Source organism: Citrobacter sp. wls827 (assembly GCF_005280875.1).
GTDB lineage: Bacteria > Pseudomonadota > Gammaproteobacteria > Enterobacterales > Enterobacteriaceae > Citrobacter > Citrobacter youngae.
This window is the reverse complement of the sequence record NZ_SZWR01000001.1, coordinates 378109-398142: the sequence shown is the minus strand read 5'-3', so window position 1 is coordinate 398142 and position 20034 is coordinate 378109. Positions and strand designations below refer to the sequence as shown.

Genomic DNA, 20034 nt, shown 5'->3' with positions numbered 1-20034 from the left:
TGTTTAAGTTAAGACTTGGACTGTTCAGGCTGGCTACCGCTTGCGGCTGGCTGGTTATTATCCGCGGTGACTTCCTGCGCTTTAACCTGAGCGCCAGGACGAACTTTCTGCAGCCCACTTACAATCACGCGGTCGCCTGGCTTAAGTCCTTCAGTGACTAACCATTTGTCGCCAATTGCTTGTGCTGCCACAATTTGACGCGTTTCAACTTTGTCATCAGCACCGATAACTAATGCACTGGCATCGCCACGCGGTGTGCGGGTAACGCCTTGCTGTGGAACCAGTAACGCCGTTGGGTTAATCCCTTCTTCCAGACGTGCGCGGACGAACATACCCGGCAGTAGGGTGTGATCCGGGTTCGGGAAGATTGCGCGTAACGTAATTGACCCAGTGGTTTGATCAACCGTCACATCCGAAAACTCCAGCGTACCGGACTGCGGGAATTTAATACCGTCGCTGGTAACCAGTTCGACTTTTGCTTTACCGTTCTCTTGCTTCAGCGTGCCATTGGCCAACTCTTGTTTCAGGCGCAGGAAATCGTTACTTGACTGCGTCACATCGACATAGATGGGATCCAACTGCTGAACGGTCGCCAGTGCGGTCGCCTGACCGTTTTGCACCAGTGCGCCTTCAGTAACAGATGACTTACCAATGCGGCCGCTGATTGGCGACGTGACTTTGGTATAGGCCAGGTTGATACGTGCGGTTTCTACTGCGGCTTTCGCAGCGACAACAGCAGCGTTCGCCTGTTGTGCATCTGCCTGCGCGCTATCGTAGTCCTGTTGACTGATGTACTTCGTACCTAACAGTTTCTGATAACGTTTAACCGTCAGCTGAGCGATATTTGCCGCTGCTTGTGCTTTGGCCAGATCGCCTTTCGCACTTTCGTACGCGGCCTGGTAAGTAGCAGGATCAATCTGATAGAGAGACACACCTGCTTCAATGTCGCCGCCTTCGGTAAAGTTACGCTTCAGGATAATACCGCTGACCTGAGGGCGAACTTCCGCAATGCGAAACGCACTGGTGCGACCTGGGAGTTCAGTTGTGATCTGTAGAGGTTCAGTTTTGAGCGTCACAACTCCAACTTCTGGCATCTGCTGGCCCCCTTGTTGGGCCTGTTTGTCGTCACATCCTGTTAGCGCTAAGCTGCCTGAGAGCATCAGAACGACTGCCAGAGGCGTTAACCCTCTGTTTTTGTTCATATGTAAACCTCGAGTGTCCGATTTCAAATTGATCAATGGCTTAAAGCCCATAAACCCATTGCTGCGTTTATATTATCGTCGTGCTATGGTACATACATTCACAAATGTATGTAAATCTAACGCCTGTAAATTCACTGACATATGGCACGAAAAACCAAACAACAAGCACAGGAAACACGGCAGCACATTCTGGATGTTGCTCTGCGTTTGTTTTCGCAGCAAGGGGTATCATCCACCTCGCTTGCGGAGATCGCAAAAGCCGCTGGTGTAACGCGCGGTGCTATCTATTGGCATTTCAAAAATAAGTCGGATTTATTCAGTGAAATCTGGGAGCTAGCAAAACCTAACATTGATGAGTTAGAAACTGAGTATCAGGCAAAATTCCCCGACGATCCACTATCAGTATTAAGAGAAATTTTAATTTACGTTCTTGAAACTACCGTGACAGAAGAACGCCGACGTTTATTGATGGAGATTATATTCCACAAATGCGAATTTGTCGGGGAAATAGCATCAGTTCAGTTAGTCGAACGTAGCCTGTGCCTGGAAAACTATGACCGTATAGAAAAAACGTTACGCCACTGTATGGATGTCAACATGCTGCCGGAAAACCTGAACACACGTCGTGTTGCGGTGTTAATGCGTAGCTATATTTCCGGAATCATGGAGAACTGGTTATTTGCCCCCGAATCATTTGATCTGAAAAATGAGGCTCGCCACTACGTGGCGGTGTTGCTGGAGATGTGCCTGCTTTGTCCAACCTTGCGCCTGCAGACAGGGGAGACACGCTAACTTACCATTTCTTTACCAGGAATTCTCCTGGTCATTTTGCCTCCTGCTATTCTGCTGGTCACAGCCGTGATATTCTTGCCGCTTGACTATTTCCGGTCACTTTCCCGGTTCAGAAACATTCATTCTCATGACTATGTTGCAGCTCTATAAACGTTCACAGCATGTAATTGCTATTAGCATTCTTTTCTTCATTCTATTGCTATCCTGCCAGTCATCTGCATTTGCGCGGGCGCAACAGAGTGGTGAACTGCCGACGAAAGCGGATATCCAGAGCCAGTTAGACACGCTGAGTAAACAAAAAGATCTCTCCGCGCAGGATAAGCTGGTCCAACAGGATCTCATCGATACCATCGCCACGCTGGATAAAATCGATCGCGTGAAAGATGAGACCGTACAGCTTCGCCAGAAAGTGGCCCAGGCGCCGGAGAAAATGCGCCAGGCAACGGATGCGCTAAATTCGCTCAGCGATGTCGATAATGATGACGAAACGCGGAAAACGCTGAGTACTCTCTCTCTGCGCCAGCTTGAATCTCGTGTCGCCCAGGTGCTGGACGATCTGCAAAGCGCGCAAAACGACCTTGCAGCCTACAACAGTCAGTTGGTCTCGCTGCAAACGCAGCCAGAGCGCGTGCAAAATGCGATGTACACCGCATCACAGCAAATGCAGCAAATCCGTAATCGCCTGGATGGAACTAATGTGGGTGAGGCGGCATTACGCCCCAGCCAACAGGTGTTGCTGCAGGCGCAGCAAGCGTTGCTGAGCGCGCAGATCGATCAACAGCGTAAAAGTCTGGAAGGCAACACTGTTTTGCAGGATACCTTGCAGAAACAGCGTGATTATGTAACGGCGAATACGAATCGTCTCGAACACCAGCTTCAGTTGCTGCAGGAAGCGGTGAACAGCAAACGTCTGACGCTAACCGAAAAGACGGCGCAGGAAGCGGTAACGCCAGACGAAGCGGCCCGTATCCAGACCAACCCGCTAGTTAAGCAAGAACTTGATATTAACCATCAGCTCAGCCAGCGTCTGATTGCCGCGACTGAAAACGGCAACAGCCTGATGCAGCAAAATATTAAAGTCAAAAACTGGCTTGACCGCGCGCTGCAATCCGAACGTAACATTAAAGAGCAGATTGCCGTTCTGAAAGGCAGTCTGCTGCTGTCGCGTATTCTGTATCAGCAACAACAAACGCTGCCGTCGGCGGATGAACTTGCCGATATGACCAACCGGATCGCCGACTTGCGTCTGGAGCAGTTCGAAGTCAACCAGCAGCGCGACGCGCTGTTCCAGAATGATGCGTTTGTCGCCAAACTGGAAGAAGGGCACAGCAACGAAGTTAACGGCGAAGTCCATGATGCCTTACTGCAGGTTGTGGATATGCGCCGTGAACTGTTGGATCAGCTCAATAAGCAACTGGGCAACCAACTGATGATGGCGATTAATCTGCAAATTAATCAGCAGCAGTTAATGAGCGTGTCGAAAAACCTGAAAGGGATCCTCACGCAGCAGATTTTCTGGGTTAACAGTAACCGTCCGATGGACTGGGACTGGATCAAAGCTTTCCCGCAAACACTTAAAGACCAGTTTAAGTCGATGAAAATCACGGTGAACTGGGAAAAAGCGTGGCCCGCAGTGTTTATTGCGTTTCTGGCGGGATTGCCGCTGCTGCTCATTGCCGGGCTCATCCGCTGGCGTCTTAAATGGTTGAAAGAGTACCAGGCGAAATTAGCCGCCGCGGTAGGTAACCTGCGTAATGACAGTCAGCTCAACACGCCAAAAGCGATTCTGATCGATCTCATCAGAGCCTTGCCGGCGTGCCTGATTATCCTCGCGGTAGGTCTGATTCTGTTGACTATGCAGTTGAATATCAGCGACCTGCTGTGGGCGTTCAGCAAGAAGATGACCGTCTTCTGGCTGGTGTTTGGTCTGTGCTGGAAGGTGCTGGAAAAAGATGGCGTGGCGATTCGTCATTTTGGTATGCCAGCAAAACAAACTAGCCACTGGCGTCGCCAGATTGTGCGCATCAGCCTCGCGCTGTTGCCGTTAAACTTCTGGTCGGTTATTGCTGAGCTGTCGCCGCTCAACCTGATGGACGATGTGCTGGGTCAGGTGGTCATTTTCCTCAACCTGCTGCTGATCGCCTTCCTGGTATGGCCAATGTGCCGCGAAAGCTGGCGCGATAAAGAGTCGCATGGTCTGCGTCTGGTGACGATTACCGTGCTGTCGATTATCCCGATAGCATTAATGGTGCTGACGGCAACCGGCTATTTCTACACCACGCTGCGCCTGGCGGGACGCTGGATTGAAACGGTTTATCTGGTCATTCTCTGGAACCTGCTGTACCAGACCGTGCTGCGTGGATTAAGCGTCGCGGCGCGTCGTATCGCCTGGCGTCGTGCGCTGGCGCGTCGTCAGAACCTGGTGAAAGAAGGGGCGGAGGGCGCAGAGCCGCAGGAAGAGCCGACCATCGCGCTGGAGCAGGTAAACCAGCAAACGCTGCGTATCACCATGCTGGTGATGGTGGCCCTGTTTGGTGTTCTGTTCTGGGCCATTTGGTCTGATCTGATCACCGTGTTCAGCTATCTCGATAGCATTACGCTCTGGCATTACAACGGCACCGAAGCGGGTGCGGCAGTGGTGAAAGACGTCACCATGGGTAGCCTGTTGTTTGCCATTATTGCCTCGATGGTGGCGTGGGCGTTGATCCGCAACTTACCCGGCCTGCTGGAAGTGCTGGTACTGTCGCGACTCAAAATGCGCCAGGGGGCATCGTACGCGATCACCACGATCCTCAACTACGCGATCATCGCTATCGGTGCGATGACGGTCTTCGGATCGCTCGGTGTTTCGTGGGATAAGCTACAGTGGCTGGCAGCAGCCCTGTCGGTTGGTCTTGGTTTTGGTTTGCAGGAAATCTTCGGTAACTTTGTTTCGGGTCTGATTATTCTGTTTGAACGCCCGGTGCGTATTGGCGATACCGTGACTATCGGTACGTTCTCAGGAACGGTCAGCAAGATCCGTATCCGTGCCACCACCATTACCGACTTCGATCGCAAAGAGGTGATCATCCCGAACAAAGCATTCGTGACGGAGCGTTTGATCAACTGGTCGCTCTCCGATACCACCACGCGTCTGGTGATCCGCATTGGCGTGGCCTATGGTTCGGATCTGGACAAAGTGAAGAAAGTGCTGCTGCAGGCGGCGATGGAGCACCCGAAAGTAATGCACGATCCGGAGCCTGCGGTGTTCTTTACCGCCTTCGGCGCCAGCACGCTGGATCATGAGCTGCGTTTATACGTGCGCGAACTGCGCGATCGCAGCCATACGGTTGATGAACTTAACCGTGCGGTCGATCGTTTGTGCCGTGAAAACGACATTGATATTGCCTTTAACCAGCTCGAAGTGCACCTGCACAACGCGAAGGGCGACAGCGTGACTGAGGTTAAGCGTGACATCATTAAAGGTGACGATCCGACGCCTTCGGTAGGTTAATAGAAAAACTTATCAGGCCTGCGAGCTTTGATTCATTCGTAGGCCTGATAATTGAAACGCCATCAGGTTTTCAGTTACAGCTCTTTTTTAGATAAAGAGAGCAGTTTCTTTTCGTAATCCCGTTTAACAATCTCCAGCGCCTTCAGTACGGTTTCAGGTGCAACCTGGTTTTCCTCAAGTAAAACAATCAAATCGACGGCCAGTTTGACCTCGTCCGGGGCGTTCTCTAATGACATAAATTCTCCGGGGATTAACGGGTTAAACGCGCCAGCACGTTTTCTATTCTTGCCAGAGCATGGCGGCAGCGAGCCAGTCGCGCCTCGAATGCTTCTACTTCACGATGCAGTTTTTGCTGTTCTTCAAAACCCGTTGCCTGAGCCAGACGCTCTTTGCGTTCACGCGTCATTTCCACCAGTCGGCGTTCAAACTCCTGGTGTTGAACCCGCTTGCGCTGCCAGCGCGCCAGGCCTGGAGATGCGCTGTCCCACTCGCGGAGCGACCAACTGGCGGTTTCACGCGAAATCGCCTCTAACTGTGAGGCAAGGTGTTCCGCCAGCCAGCTAATTTGTGGTAGTTGTTGCTGCTCAACGGCGCGACGTAGGGCAGTAAGATTATCTTCAGCTTCATCCAGACAGGCCTGCAGCAACGTGCTGCGCGTGTGAAACAGATGCCTGTCAAAGCGGGCGCTCAGCGTGGCGTGATGCGCCAACGGAGCACACTGCTGCCGCAGGCGGTTAAGCTGGTTTTCAAGCGTCTGTAGCAGCATGACGGTTTTCACGACAACACTCCGATGAAAATGAGAACTGTTATGCTAAAGTAGCGATTCTCTGTGTTAAGTACTGATATTATGCAACGCATTATTCTAATCATCATTGGCTGGATAGCGGTAGTGTTAGGCACGCTGGGCGTTGTATTGCCGTTGCTGCCCACGACGCCGTTTATCCTGCTGGCCGCCTGGTGTTTTGCCCGCTCATCGCCGCGTTTTCACGACTGGCTGCTGTATCGTTCGTGGTTCGGCGGGTATCTGCGTCACTGGCAAAAACACCGCGCAATGCCGCCTGGGGCGAAGCCGCGCGCGATTTTGTTGATCCTGGTGACGTTTGCTATTTCCCTCTGGCTGGTCAATATGATGTGGGTACGCGGCCTGCTGCTGGTTATTCTCGCCTGTTTACTGATTTTTATGTGGCGGATCCCGGTGATTGATGAAAAACAACAAAAGCAGTAAAGCGCAATAATCGCTGTTGCAATTGTCTCTCGCAGCCAGTAAATTCGACCGTTTTCGAGCACAGGCGCAGATGGTCAAAGGTTAACCAAGTGTAACCCTGGCCCTAATATAGACACAAAATCATTCAAGATACGTCGAGGATGAAGTGTATAGTGCGCCGTGAAGTAATACTGTATCAATCAGGCACAAACTTATGACCGCGACTGCACAGCAGCTTGAGTTTCTCAAAAATAGCATCAAAAGCATCCACGATTACCCAAAACCGGGCATTCTTTTCCGTGATGTCACCAGTTTACTGGAAGATCCGAAAGCCTACGCCCTTAGCATTGAATTGCTGGTTGAACGCTATAAAGATGCGGGTATCACTAAAGTGGTTGGCACCGAAGCGCGTGGCTTCCTGTTTGGCGCGCCGGTAGCGTTGGGTCTGGGCGTCGGCTTTGTTCCGGTACGTAAACCGCGTAAGCTTCCGCGTGAAGTGATTGCTGAGAGCTATGAGCTGGAATACGGCACCGATCAGCTTGAAATTCACGTTGATGCCATCAAACCGGGCGATAAAGTCCTGGTTGTGGACGACCTGCTGGCAACCGGCGGCACGATTGAAGCGACCGTGAAGCTGATCCGCCGTCTGGGTGGCGAAGTAACCGATGCTGCCTTTATCATTAACCTGTTTGATCTGGGCGGCGAACAGCGCCTGGAAAAACAGGGGCTGACCTGTTATAGCCTGGTGCCTTTTCCAGGGCACTAATCAGTTAAGCAGTACCTGACGACTCAACCTCGCCGTCGCTGCGAGGTTGTGTTAGCATTACCCTCCTGTGAATCCACCCTCCAGCCTTTCAGAGCCTGCCAATGAGTTATCAGGTCTTAGCCCGAAAATGGCGCCCACAAACCTTTGCTGACGTCGTCGGCCAGGAACATGTGCTGACGGCACTGGCGAACGGCTTGTCGTTAGGGCGTATTCATCATGCTTATTTGTTTTCCGGCACCCGTGGCGTCGGAAAAACCTCTATCGCCCGCTTGCTGGCGAAGGGATTAAACTGTGAAACTGGCATCACCGCTACGCCGTGCGGCGTGTGCGATAACTGTCGGGAAATTGAGCAGGGGCGTTTTGTCGATTTGATTGAAATCGATGCCGCCTCACGCACCAAAGTCGAAGACACACGCGATCTGCTGGATAACGTCCAGTACGCGCCTGCGCGCGGCCGTTTTAAGGTCTATTTGATCGACGAAGTGCACATGCTGTCGCGGCACAGTTTTAACGCCCTGCTGAAAACGCTCGAAGAGCCGCCCGCGCACGTCAAGTTCCTGCTGGCGACCACCGATCCGCAGAAGCTGCCGGTGACCATTCTGTCGCGCTGTCTGCAATTCCACCTTAAAGCGCTGGATGTCGAACAGATTCGCCATCAGCTTGAGCATATTCTCAAAGAAGAGCATATCGCTCATGAACCACGCGCGCTGCAACTGCTGGCCCGCGCCGCGGACGGCAGCCTGCGCGATGCGCTGAGTTTGACCGATCAGGCGATCGCCAGCGGCGATGGTCAGGTCTCGACCGGCGCGGTCAGCACCATGCTCGGCACGCTGGACGACGACCAGGCGCTCTCGCTTGTTGAAGCAGTTGTGGCCGCCGACGGCGAACGCGTGATGACATTGGTGAACGACGCCGCCGCGCGCGGTATTGAGTGGGAAGCGCTGCTGGTTGAGATGTCGGCTTTGCTGCATCGTATAGCCATGGTTCAGCTTTCACCTGCCGCGCTCGGCAGCGATATGGCCGCCATTGAACAGCGTATGCGTGAACTGGCGCGAATCGTCCCGCCAACCGATGTGCAGCTTTACTACCAGACCCTGCTAATCGGGCGCAAAGAACTGCCGTATGCGCCGGACAGGCGAATGGGCGTCGAAATGACACTGCTGCGTGCGCTGGCTTTTCATCCGCGCATGCCGCTTCCGGAACCTGAAGTCCCGCGCCAGTCGTTTGCCCCGGTCGCACCCACAGCGGTGATGACCCCGACGCAGGTGCCACAGCAGCAGCCTGCGCCAGCGCAACAAAATGTGCCGCTCTCCGACGCCACCAGCCAGGTGCTGGCGGCACGCAGCCAGTTGCAACGCGCTCAGGGAGCAACCAAACCAAAAAAGAGTGAACCGGCAGCCGCTTCCCGCGCGCGGCCGGTGAATAATGCTGCGCTGGAAAGACTGGCTTCGGTGTCGGAACGTGTTCAGGCGCGTCCGGCAGTCTCTGCGCTGGAAAAAGCACCGGCGAAGAAAGAAGCGTATCGCTGGAAAGCGACCAATCCTGTTGCAGAAGTCAAAGAAGTCATCGCCACGCCGAAAGCGCTGAAAAAAGCGCTTGAGCATGAAAAAACGCCGGAACTGGCGGCAAAGCTTGCGGCTGAAGCCATTGAACGCGACCCGTGGGCCGCCCAGGTGAGCCAGCTCTCGCTGCCTAAACTGGTGGAGCAGGTGGCGCTTAATGCCTGGAAAGAAGAGAATGGCAACGTGGTTTGCCTGCACCTGCGTTCCACGCAGCGACACCTTAATTCCAGCGGCGCGCAGCAAAAACTGGCCGAAGCATTGAGTACCTTAACAGGGTCAACGGTTGAATTGACCATCGTTGAAGATGATAATCCCGCGGTGCGTACGCCGCTGGAGTGGCGTCAGGCCATTTATGAAGAGAAGCTCGCGCAGGCGCGTGAGTCGATTATTGCGGATAATAACATCCAGACGCTGCGTCGTTTTTTCGATGCGGAGCTGGACGAAGAGAGTATTCGCCCCATTTGATCGTCAGCCTAATGGTTTGACGATCGTCATCCCTTAACGTGATTGAGAGAGAAGCCTATGTTTGGTAAAGGCGGTCTGGGTAACCTGATGAAACAGGCCCAGCAGATGCAAGAAAAAATGCAGCAGATGCAGGAAGAAGTCGCCAAGCTGGAAGTGACCGGCGAATCTGGCGCGGGTCTGGTAAAAGTGACCATCAACGGCGCGCATAACTGCCGTCGCGTGGAGATCGATCCAAGCCTGCTGGAAGACGACAAAGAGATGCTGGAAGACCTGGTTGCTGCGGCATTCAACGACGCGGCGCGTCGCATTGAAGAGACGCAGAAAGAGAAGATGGCCTCTGTTTCTTCCGGAATGCAGCTGCCGCCTGGCTTTAAGATGCCGTTCTGATGCAAACCAGCCCGCTGTTAACTCAGCTTATGGAAGCACTGCGCTGTCTGCCGGGCGTTGGCCCGAAGTCTGCGCAGCGCATGGCGTTCACGCTGCTTCAGCGCGATCGCAGCGGCGGGATGCGTCTGGCGCAGGCGTTAACGAAGGCGATGTCGGAAATCGGCCACTGTGCCGATTGCCGCACCTTCACAGAGCAAGACGTCTGCAACATCTGCTCGAACCCGCGTCGCCAGGAAAACGGTCAGATTTGCGTGGTGGAGAGTCCGGCGGACATCTACGCCATTGAGCAAACTGGGCAATTTTCCGGACGTTACTTCGTGCTGATGGGACACCTGTCGCCGCTGGACGGTATCGGGCCTGATGACATTGGGCTGGATCGTCTTGAACAGCGACTGGCGTCTGAGCAAATTAACGAACTGATCCTCGCGACCAATCCCACGGTCGAAGGAGAGGCGACCGCCAACTATATTGCTGAGCTTTGCATGCAGTATGGCGTTGAAGCCAGCCGTATCGCCCATGGCGTTCCGGTCGGCGGCGAGCTGGAAATGGTCGATGGCACCACGCTATCGCACTCTCTGGCAGGACGACACAAGATTAAATTCTGAACAAACGGAGGCCGCGACGGCGGCTTCCGCTTGAAATCCTTCCCGCTTGTCCCCATTTCACCCTCAACGTGTTTTTACCATTGAAAATGGCATTGTTGAGGTAGATCTACATGAAAGGACAAGAAACTCGTGGTTTTCAGTCAGAAGTAAAACAGCTTCTGCACCTGATGATCCATTCTCTGTATTCCAATAAAGAAATCTTCCTGCGTGAGCTTATCTCTAACGCCTCGGATGCGGCAGACAAGCTGCGTTTCCGCGCACTGTCTAACCCGGACCTGTATGAAGGTGACGGTGAGCTGCGTGTGCGTGTTTCCTTCGATAAAGATAAGCGTACGTTGACCATTGCCGATAACGGCGTGGGGATGAACCGTGATGACGTTATCGATCATCTGGGGACCATTGCGAAATCCGGCACCAAATCTTTCCTCGAATCCATGGGCTCCGATCAGGCGAAAGACAGCCAGTTGATCGGCCAGTTCGGGGTTGGCTTCTACTCAGCCTTCATCGTGGCGGACAAAGTCACCGTGCGTACCCGTGCTGCGGGTGATAAACCGGAAAACGGCGTGTTCTGGGAATCTGCGGGCGAGGGTGAGTACACCGTTGCTGATATCACCAAAGAAGACCGTGGTACCGAAATTACTCTGCATCTGCGCGAAGGCGAAGACGAGTTCCTCGATGACTGGCGCGTACGTTCCATCATCAGCAAATATTCCGACCATATCGCGCTGCCGGTCGAGATCGAAAAATCCGAAGAGAAAGACGGCGAGACCGTGGTTTCCTGGGAAAAGATCAACAAGGCGCAGGCGCTGTGGACGCGCAACAAGTCGGAAATCAAAGACGACGAGTACAACGAATTCTATAAGCATATTGCCCACGATTTCACCGATCCGCTGACCTGGAGCCACAACCGTGTGGAAGGTAAGCAGGAGTACACCAGCCTGCTGTATATCCCGTCGCAGGCGCCGTGGGATATGTGGAACCGCGATCACAAGCATGGTCTGAAACTTTACGTCCAGCGTGTATTCATCATGGATGACGCCGAGCAGTTCATGCCGAACTACCTGCGCTTTGTGCGCGGTCTGATAGATTCCAACGATCTGCCGCTGAACGTCTCCCGTGAGATCCTGCAGGACAGCACCGTCACCCGTAACCTGCGTAGCGCGCTGACCAAACGCGTACTGCAGATGCTGGAAAAACTGGCGAAAGACGACGCGGAAAAATACCAGACCTTCTGGAAACAGTTCGGTCTGGTGCTGAAAGAAGGCCCGGCTGAAGATCATGCCAACCAGGAAACTATCGCCAAACTGATGCGCTTCGCGTCTACGCACACTGACTCTTCCGCACAGACCGTATCTCTGGAAGACTACGTTGCGCGGATGAAAGAAGGGCAGGAGAAAATCTACTACATCACCGCAGACAGCTATGCGGCGGCGAAGAGCAGCCCGCACCTGGAACTGCTGCGTAAGAAAGGCATCGAAGTGTTGCTGCTTTCTGACCGCATCGATGAGTGGATGATGAACTACCTGACCGAGTTCGATGGCAAACCGTTCCAGTCTGTGGCCAAAGCCGACGAGTCCATCGACAAACTGGCAGATGAAGTTGACGAATCGGCAAAAGAAGCGGAAAAAGCGCTGACGCCGTTCGTTGAGCGCGTGAAAACTCTGTTGGGTGACCGCGTGAAAGAAGTGCGTCTGACTCACCGTCTGACCGACACACCGGCTATCGTCACCACGGATGCGGATGAAATGAGCACCCAGATGGCGAAACTGTTCGCCGCTGCGGGCCAGGCTGTGCCGGAAGTGAAATATATCTTTGAACTGAACCCGGACCACGTGCTGGTAAAACGCACGGCGGATACCCTGGACGAAGCGCAGTTCAAAGAGTGGGTTGAACTGCTGCTGGATCAGGCGCTGTTCGCTGAGCGCGGCACGCTGGAAGATCCGAACCAGTTCATCCGTCGCATGAACCAGTTGCTGGTGTCCTGATACCCGTAATGTAATGCCGGATGGCGCTAGCGCTTATCCGGCCTACAGTATCTCGTCATAGTAGGCCGGATACGGTGTTTACACCGCCATCCGGCTTTTTTTCGCCTTCTGAACTCAATTTTCCATCATTAACCGTTTCAGCGCGGGTGGCTTCCTTGAGCCAATTGCGTGATGGTGGTATCGTTTAGCGCTTTTTAAAAAATATCGACAACCTTTAAGGGGATTTTCGTAATGCGTATCATTCTGCTTGGCGCTCCGGGCGCGGGTAAAGGAACTCAGGCTCAGTTCATCATGGAGAAGTATGGTATTCCGCAAATCTCCACCGGTGATATGCTGCGTGCCGCCGTGAAATCTGGCTCCGAGCTGGGCAAACAAGCGAAAGACATCATGGACGCCGGTAAGCTGGTGACTGATGAGCTGGTGATCGCGCTGGTAAAAGAGCGTATTGCTCAGGAAGACTGCCGTAATGGTTTCCTGCTCGATGGCTTCCCGCGTACTATTCCGCAGGCAGATGCCATGAAAGAAGCGGGTATCAACGTGGACTACGTTCTGGAATTCGACGTTCCGGACGAGCTGATCGTTGACCGTATTGTAGGTCGTCGCGTACACGCTGCTTCTGGCCGCGTTTACCACATCAAATTCAACCCGCCTAAGGTTGAAGGCAAAGACGACGTGACCGGCGAAGAGCTGACCACCCGTAAAGACGATCAGGAAGAGACCGTACGCAAGCGCCTGGTGGAATACCATCAGATGACCGCACCGCTGATCGGCTACTACTCTAAAGAAGCGCAGGCGGGTAACACCAAATACGCGAAAGTTGACGGCACTCAGGCCGTGGCTGACGTTCGCGCAGCGCTGGAAAAAATCCTCGGTTAATTTTTTCGCGTAATAAACCTCTTATCAGGCCTGCCATTATCTCGTAGGCCTGATAAGCGTAGCGCCATCAGGCAAATTCTCGTCTTACCTCTCACAGCAATTAGTTCTTCTTTACCGCTTTTCCGCTACAATTATCAACAATTTGAATCGATAAGAGGCGGTAATGCGTCAGACGAAAACCGGTATCCTGCTGGCAAACCTCGGCACTCCCGATGCCCCAACCCCCGAAGCCGTTAAGCGCTACCTGCGCCAGTTTTTAAGCGATCCACGCGTCGTCGATACGTCCCCCGCACTGTGGTGGCCGTTGCTGCGTGGTGTGATTTTGCCGCTGCGCGCGCCGCGTGTGGCAAAGCTGTACCAATCAATCTGGATGGAAGACGGTTCCCCGCTGATGGTCTACAGCAAGGCGCAACAGCAGGCGCTGGCACAACGTCTGCCTGATACGCCTGTCGCACTGGGGATGAGCTACGGTTCGCCGTCGCTCGAAAGCGCGGTCGATGAACTGCTGGCAAGCGGAGTAGAACACATGGTGGTGTTACCGCTGTACCCGCAATATTCCTGTTCGACAGTGGCGGCAGTCTGGGACGAGCTGGCGCGCATTTTAGCGCGTAAACGCGGTATTCCTGGCGTCTCATTTATTCGCGATTACGCTGATGACAGCAGCTACATTGATGCGCTGGCCAAGAGCGCCCGGGATTCATTCGCTCAACATGGCGAACCTGATTTACTGCTGCTCTCCTATCACGGCATTCCGCAGCGCTACGCCGATGAAGGCGATGACTACCCGCAGCGCTGTCGCGATACGACGCGTGAGCTGGTTTCAGCGCTTGGCCTGCCGCCGGAAAAAGTCATGATGACCTTCCAGTCTCGCTTTGGCCGCGAACCATGGCTGACACCGTATACCGACGAAACGCTAAAAATGCTGGCGGAGAAAGGAACCCGACATATCCAGGTTATGTGTCCGGGCTTCGCGGCTGATTGCCTCGAAACGCTGGAAGAGATAGCGGTGCAAAACCGGGAGATTTTCCTTGAAGCGGGTGGTAAGCAATATGAATATATTCCGGCGCTGAATGCCGCGCCGGAGCATATTGAAATGATGGTGAAACTGACCGAAGCCTACCGCTAAAGCTGTTGCTTAAAGAAATGCGCGCCGTCCTGCAGAGCTTCATCGGCGGTTTTCATCATCCGCGAATAGTGCAGGAAGGCGTGCAGCGTACCGGGATACATTTTGTACTGGCAGGGCTGCTGATGCGCCTGTAACGTCTGGAATAATAAGCGGCTATCGTCGATCAGCGGATCGAACTCCGCACCGGCGATAAAACACGGCGGTAGGTCGCGCGTCAGATCGTTATTAAACAGGCAATAGTACGGTGACTCACGATCGTCAGCGCTACGTAGGTACGCGTTTTCGTACATCTGCAGATCCTCGCGGGTTAAACCATCCCACGCGCCGCCCATCAGCCGTCGACTCAGTGAATCCTGCAGGCCGTAAAGGCCATACCACAACAGCACGCCAGCGACTTTGCCGCAGGCAATGTTTTTATCTCGCAGCCACAACGCACTGGCGAGCGCCAGCATCGCTCCGGCGGAATCGCCGGCAAAACCTATCGTATTGATATTGAAGGAATAGTCGCCAGCATGTTGATGATAGTACTGGCAAACGGCGACGATCTCTTCGATGGCTTGTGGGTAGCGCGCTTCCGGCGACAGCGAATAGTCGATGCCAATAACTGTGCACTGGGTGTAGTGCGCCAGTAAACGCATAATGCGATCGTGGGTATCCAGATTACCGAGAATAAAACCGCCGCCGTGCAGGTAATACAGCGTCGCCTGGCTTTGGGGCTGCGGAGCGTAGATGCGTGTGGCAACGGGGCCGCACGCGGTAGAAATCACGCATTCGCGGGTATGCATCTGCGGGGCATCGGCATTCCACAGTTGCCGCTCATGAATGTAGTGTTGGCGCTGGGCCACAAAGTCATCGGCAGCGGGCCACGGTGGCAAATCGTCGCGATGAAAATTCACCACGCTTTTCATTTCATCCGAAATTTTGTCGAGTACGGGGATTTTGTTTTCCGGCTTCATAAAACACTCCTTGTGAAGGTGAGTTATTGTAGAAATTAATCCCGGATAAACTGCGATCTCACCGTCCGATATTGAAACTCAGCGCCGCATCGCATGCGCAGCAGGGAATGTGCTACCATGCATCGCTCAGTTAACCACCCGTAAAATCGACCATGAAATTTCCCGGTAAACGTAAATCCAAACACTATTTCCCCGTCAGCGCGCGCGATCCGTTGCTGCAACAAATTCAGCCAGAAAATGAAACCAGCGCAGCCTGGGTTGTCGGTATCGACCAGACGCTGGTAGATATTGAAGCCAAAGTGGATGATGATTTTGTAAAGCGTTATGGATTAAGCGCCGGGCACTCTCTGGTGATTGAAGATGATGTTGCGGAAGCGCTCTACCAGGAGCTGGTACGCGAAAACCTGATCACCCATCAGTTTGCAGGTGGCACCATCGGTAACACTATGCATAACTACTCCGTGCTGGCAGATGACCGTTCGGTACTGTTGGGGGTGATGTGCAGTAATATCGAAATTGGTAGCTACGCGTATCGCTATTTATGCAACACCTCCAGCCGCACCGATTTGAACTATCTACAGGGTGTAGATGGCCCTATTGGCCGCTGCTTTACGCTGATTGGTGAATCCGGCGAACGCACATTTGCCATCAGCCCCGGTCACATGAACCAACTGCGCGCGGATAGCATCCCTGAATCAGTCATTGCCGGGGCTTCCGCGCTGGTGCTGACCTCCTATCTGGTGCGCTGTAAGCCGGGCGAACCGATGCCGGAAGCGACCATGAAGGCGATTGAATTTGCCAAAAAGCACAACGTGCCGGTGGTACTGACGCTGGGCACCAAATTCGTTATTGCGGATAACCCGCAGTGGTGGCAGACATTCCTCAAAGAGAATGTCTCTATTCTGGCGATGAACGAAGAAGAAGCCGAAGCGTTGACTGGCGAGAACGATCCGCTGCTGGCGTCTGACAAGGCGCTGGACTGGGTGGATCTGGTGCTGTGTACTGCGGGTCCGGCAGGTCTGTATATGGCCGGCTTTACTGAAGAAGAGGCGAAACGCAAAACTCAGCACCCACTGCTGCCAGGGGCGATTGCCGAATTTAACCAGTACGAGTTTAGTCGCGCCATGCGCCATAAAGACTGTACTCATCCGCTGCGCGTGTATTCGCACATCGCGCCGTATATGGGCGGGCCAGAAAAGATCATGAATACCAACGGTGCTGGCGACGGCGCACTGGCGGCATTGCTGCATGATATTACCGCTAACAGCTATCACCGCAGTAATGTGCCTAACTCCAGCAAGCACAAGTTCACCTGGTTGACCTACTCGTCGCTAGCCCAGGTATGTAAATATGCTAATCGCGTGAGTTATCAGGTGCTGAACCAGCATTCACCGCGCCTGACGCGCGGTTTGCCGGAACGTGAAGACAGTCTCGAAGAGTCGTACTGGGATCGCTGAGTTCTTGCCCGATGGCGCTACGCTTATCGGGCCTACGCGTAGCAATATGTAGGCCGGATAAGGCGTTTTACGCCGCCATCCGGCACGTAACATTAACTGGCAGTAGCAACTTCACCGGCAGGCGGCGTTTCAATCAGCTCCAGCATGGTGCGGGCGATTTCACGCTCACCCATGACCACCTGATTGGCGCCACGCTCGGTAATGTATTCCACCTCATCGTCATAATGCGCGCGGGCGATAATCTCAATCGACGGGCACTTCTCACGAGCGGAAGCAACAATTTCACCCGCTTCATAGCCATTCGGAATGGTCAGCAACAGCCAGCGTGCGCAATCCAGATGCGCCAGATTCATAATCTCTTCGTTGGCGGCGTTGCCCAGCACAGCGCGGATCCCACGCTCGCGCAGTTCATCCACCCGGGTACGTGAGGTTTCGATAACCACCAACGGGATCCCCGCAGCCATCAATTTCTCACCCAGCAGGCTGCCGACGCGACCAAAACCGACCAGCAGGGCGTGATTGCAGATATCCACCGGAATTTGCTTCTCTTCTTCGATGGCTTCTTCCAGCGTCTGCTCTTCCAGCGTTTCGGTTTTGGCGAGATATTTTTCTAACACCGCGAACAGCACCGGGTTGAGCATGATGGACAGGATTGCCCCTGCCAGCACCAGATTCTGTCCGGCCTGCGGCAGCAGGTTTAACGCCATTCCCAGACCCGCCAGGATAAAGGCAAACTCACCAATCTGTGCCAGGCTGGTGGCAATGGTGAGCGCCGTGCGTTGGGAGTGACCAAACATGCGCACCAGGAAATAGGCGGCAAGGGATTTACCAAAGATGATAATCGCCAGCGTACCCAGCACTGCCAGCGGCTGTTGGATCAGGACTAACGGATCGAACAGCATCCCGACGGAAACGAAGAACAGTACAGCGAACGCATCGCGCAGCGGCAGGGTGTCATGCGCCGCGCGGTGACTTAGTTCCGATTCATTCAGCACCATACCGGCGAAGAATGCGCCCAGCGCAAAGGAGACATCGAACAGTTCCACTGCGCCAAAGGCGATACCTAAGGCAAGGGCGAGAACTGACAGGGTAAACAGCTCGCGTGACCCGGTTGCGGCGCTGCGGGCCATGATCCACGGCACCAGGCGACGACCCACCAGCATCATAATCGCGATAAACGCCACCACCTTACCGATGGTAATGCCCATATCGACGGCGAGCGAGGCAAAGCCGACATCTTCTTTTTCCAGCATTCCGGCGACGGCTGGCAGGAGAACCAGCGTCAGCACCATCATCAAATCTTCGACAATCAGCCAGCCAATGGCGATTTGCCCGCGCTGACTGTCAATGAGCTGCCGTTCTTCAAGTGCACGCAGTAGCACTACGGTACTGGCGGTTGAAAGACACAGACCAAAGACGATACCGACCATCAGCGACCAGCCTAATACGGCTGAAAGCGCCATACCCAGCAGCGTTGCCACCGCTATCTGGGCAATCGCGCCGGGAATGGCGATAGACTTTACCGCCATCAAATCCTTCAGGGAAAAGTGCAGCCCGACGCCGAACATCAACAGGATCACGCCAAGCTCGGCCAGTTCAGGCGCGAGCTTGGTATCAGCAACAAAACCAGGTGTAAATGGACCGGCCAGAACGCCCGCTAACAGATATCCCACCAGAGGAGAAATACGTAGTTTATTGGCAATCATGCCTAATATAAAAGCGAGCACAAGGCCGCCGACAATGGTGGTGATAAGCGGGGTGGCGTGATGCATTCCGTCTCCTTTGGTTGCTGTGTTGATCCTGAAAACCCAAATTCCGAGTAATAGTTTATGACAATTTTGATGTTTATGTTGATGAATAATTATTGAATTTTGATGAAAACAGGATTTTAAAGGAAAAAAAGCACGGATCGGAAAACTACGGGGGGATGTTTGAGGCAAACGCTGATGGCCGCTGTAAGTGATGACGACCAAAGTTTACCTTTGGCCGTCAGAAAATCAGGCTTTATGTCGGTTATCAGGTAAGAATATGGTCAGTATCCCCAGAAGTGGCAGGAAAGCACATATTTTGTAGACCAAATCGATGCTGGTATGGTCGGCAATCAGCCCTAACACCGCGGCTCCCAAGCCACCCATGCCGAAGGCAAAACCGAAAAATAGCCCAGAAACCATGCCGATACGCCCGGGAAGCAGCTCCTGTGCGTAGACCAGAATGGCAGAAAAGGCCGATGCGAGGATAAAACCAATGATCACGGTTAAAATCCCGGTCCATTCCAGTGTCGCGTAGGGTAAAACAAGGGTAAATGGCGCAACGCCGAGGATAGACCCCCAAATAACATATTTTCTGCCAATTTTATCGCCTAATGGTCCGCCAATCACCGTCCCGGCCGCGACGGCAAACAGGAAGGCAAACAGGTGAAACTGGGCATTTTGTACCGATAATCCGAATTTTTGCATCAGATAAAAGGTGTAATAGCTGCTAATGCTCGCCATATAGAAGTATTTGGAGAAAATCAGCACCAGCAGAATGCTTACCGCCAGCACCACTTTATTACGCGGCAACGGATTAACGATAGCGACCTTCGGCTTTCCTTTACTCATCCGATGCTGCGCGGCATACCAACGGCTGATTTGTGCCAGGACGACAATCGCTAATAACGCAGCCAGCACAAACCAGGCCACATTACCCTTACCATATGGCGCGATGATGACAGCCGCCAGCAACGGCCCCAGAGAGCTACCGAAGTTGCCGCCAACCTGGAAAATCGACTGGGCGAGGCCGTGGCGACCACCGGAGGCCATACGCGCCACGCGGGACGATTCCGGGTGAAATACCGATGAACCGGTACCAACCAGCGCCGCGGCGAGCAGCACCATATGGAAGCTGCCGGCCATGGCCAGCAAAACAAGCCCGCTCAGCGTGAAGCACATCCCAATGGGCAGCGACCACGGCATCGGGTATTTGTCAGTCCAGTAACCCACCACCGGTTGCAGCAGCGAGGAGGCGAGCTGGAAGGTCAGGGTAATCATCCCTATCTGCATAAACGTCAGCGAGAACTCTGACTGCAAAAGTGGATAAATCGCCAGAATCAGCGACTGGATCATATCGTTGAGCAGATGGGAGAGGCTGATTGCCCCTAAAATGCCAAATGAGGTGCG

The 20034-nt window shown here is 53.7% G+C and carries 17 protein-coding genes and 1 other annotated feature; of the genes, 11 read left to right on the top strand and 6 right to left on the bottom strand.

From position 1 onward, the window contains the following. Window positions 1-8: 8 nt before the first annotated feature. A complete protein-coding gene (gene acrA / locus FDX03_RS01835) occupies window positions 9-1202 on the bottom strand; it encodes a multidrug efflux RND transporter periplasmic adaptor subunit AcrA (protein WP_115643764.1) in 1194 nt (397 codons plus the stop codon). Between the two features lie 141 nt (window positions 1203-1343). Between acrA and acrR the strand changes: the two genes are divergently transcribed. After that, window positions 1344-1994 carry a multidrug efflux transporter transcriptional repressor AcrR gene (gene acrR, locus FDX03_RS01830; protein WP_048212409.1) on the top strand — a complete coding sequence of 217 codons (651 nt, stop codon included), beginning with the start codon at window positions 1344-1346 and terminating at the stop codon, window positions 1992-1994. A gap of 127 nt (window positions 1995-2121) precedes the next feature. Continuing rightward, the gene (gene mscK, locus FDX03_RS01825; RefSeq protein WP_137345400.1) at window positions 2122-5487 is read left to right on the top strand and encodes a mechanosensitive channel MscK; all 3366 of its coding nucleotides are present in this window, start codon (window positions 2122-2124) and stop codon (window positions 5485-5487) included. Window positions 5488-5561: 74 nt separating this feature from the next. Here the strand turns inward: mscK and rsmS are convergent, their stop codons facing one another. After that, window positions 5562-5723 (bottom strand): pleiotropic regulatory protein RsmS, encoded by a 162-nt coding sequence (gene rsmS / locus FDX03_RS01820; RefSeq protein WP_071887323.1) that lies wholly within the window; start codon window positions 5721-5723, stop codon window positions 5562-5564. Between the two features lie 14 nt (window positions 5724-5737). After that, window positions 5738-6265, bottom strand: a complete 528-nt coding sequence (gene priC, locus FDX03_RS01815) for a primosomal replication protein N'' (protein ID WP_170973084.1) — start codon at window positions 6263-6265, stop codon at window positions 5738-5740. Between the two features lie 69 nt (window positions 6266-6334). Between priC and FDX03_RS01810 the strand changes: the two genes are divergently transcribed. The 8 genes from FDX03_RS01810 (at window position 6335) to hemH (ending at window position 14463) form a co-directional block, all read left to right on the top strand. Next, the gene (locus tag FDX03_RS01810; RefSeq protein ID WP_003847534.1) at window positions 6335-6712 is read left to right on the top strand and encodes a DUF454 family protein; all 378 of its coding nucleotides are present in this window, start codon (window positions 6335-6337) and stop codon (window positions 6710-6712) included. A gap of 193 nt (window positions 6713-6905) precedes the next feature. After that, window positions 6906-7457, top strand: coding sequence for an adenine phosphoribosyltransferase (gene apt, locus FDX03_RS01805; RefSeq protein WP_005125198.1), 552 nt, complete (start codon window positions 6906-6908; stop codon window positions 7455-7457). A 101-nt stretch (window positions 7458-7558) separates the two neighbouring features. Beyond that, entirely contained in the window at window positions 7559-9484 is a 1926-nt protein-coding gene (dnaX, locus tag FDX03_RS01800) for a DNA polymerase III subunit gamma/tau (protein ID WP_061067441.1), read from the top strand. Further along, window positions 8817-8881, top strand: a sequence feature (DnaX frameshifting element). Its footprint overlaps the gene before it by 65 nt. A gap of 57 nt (window positions 9485-9541) precedes the next feature. Continuing rightward, window positions 9542-9871: a YbaB/EbfC family nucleoid-associated protein gene (locus FDX03_RS01795; RefSeq protein WP_003021764.1), complete on the top strand. Its 330-nt coding sequence runs from the start codon at window positions 9542-9544 to the stop codon at window positions 9869-9871. Beyond that, a complete protein-coding gene (gene recR, locus FDX03_RS01790; protein WP_003021767.1) occupies window positions 9871-10476 on the top strand; it encodes a recombination mediator RecR in 606 nt (201 codons plus the stop codon). The genes FDX03_RS01795 and recR overlap by 1 nt, the downstream gene beginning before the upstream one ends. 110 nt (window positions 10477-10586) lie before the next feature. After that, window positions 10587-12461 (top strand): molecular chaperone HtpG, encoded by a 1875-nt coding sequence (gene htpG / locus FDX03_RS01785; RefSeq protein WP_137345399.1) that lies wholly within the window; start codon window positions 10587-10589, stop codon window positions 12459-12461. A gap of 231 nt (window positions 12462-12692) precedes the next feature. Continuing rightward, entirely contained in the window at window positions 12693-13337 is a 645-nt protein-coding gene (gene adk, locus FDX03_RS01780; RefSeq protein WP_003021773.1) for an adenylate kinase, read from the top strand. A 163-nt stretch (window positions 13338-13500) separates the two neighbouring features. Continuing rightward, window positions 13501-14463, top strand: a complete 963-nt coding sequence (gene hemH, locus FDX03_RS01775) for a ferrochelatase (RefSeq protein ID WP_048212403.1) — start codon at window positions 13501-13503, stop codon at window positions 14461-14463. Here the strand turns inward: hemH and aes are convergent. Further along, window positions 14460-15419: an acetyl esterase gene (gene aes / locus FDX03_RS01770; RefSeq protein ID WP_137345398.1), complete on the bottom strand. Its 960-nt coding sequence runs from the start codon at window positions 15417-15419 to the stop codon at window positions 14460-14462. The two genes, hemH and aes, sit on opposite strands and share 4 nt — an antisense overlap. 152 nt (window positions 15420-15571) lie before the next feature. On the opposite strand from aes, the gene gsk reads away from it, so the two are divergent. Beyond that, complete coding sequence (gene gsk, locus FDX03_RS01765) at window positions 15572-16876, top strand: inosine/guanosine kinase (RefSeq protein WP_048212401.1); 1305 nt, start codon at window positions 15572-15574, stop codon at window positions 16874-16876. Between the two features lie 92 nt (window positions 16877-16968). Here gsk and ybaL read toward each other — a convergent pair whose 3' ends face one another. Both ybaL and FDX03_RS01755 read right to left on the bottom strand, forming a co-directional pair. Further along, complete coding sequence (gene ybaL, locus FDX03_RS01760) at window positions 16969-18648, bottom strand: YbaL family putative K(+) efflux transporter (RefSeq protein ID WP_003835904.1); 1680 nt, start codon at window positions 18646-18648, stop codon at window positions 16969-16971. Between the two features lie 225 nt (window positions 18649-18873). After that, window positions 18874-20034, bottom strand: a 1161-nt coding sequence (locus FDX03_RS01755) for an MFS transporter (RefSeq protein WP_249356965.1), incomplete at its 5' end; no start/stop codon positions are given.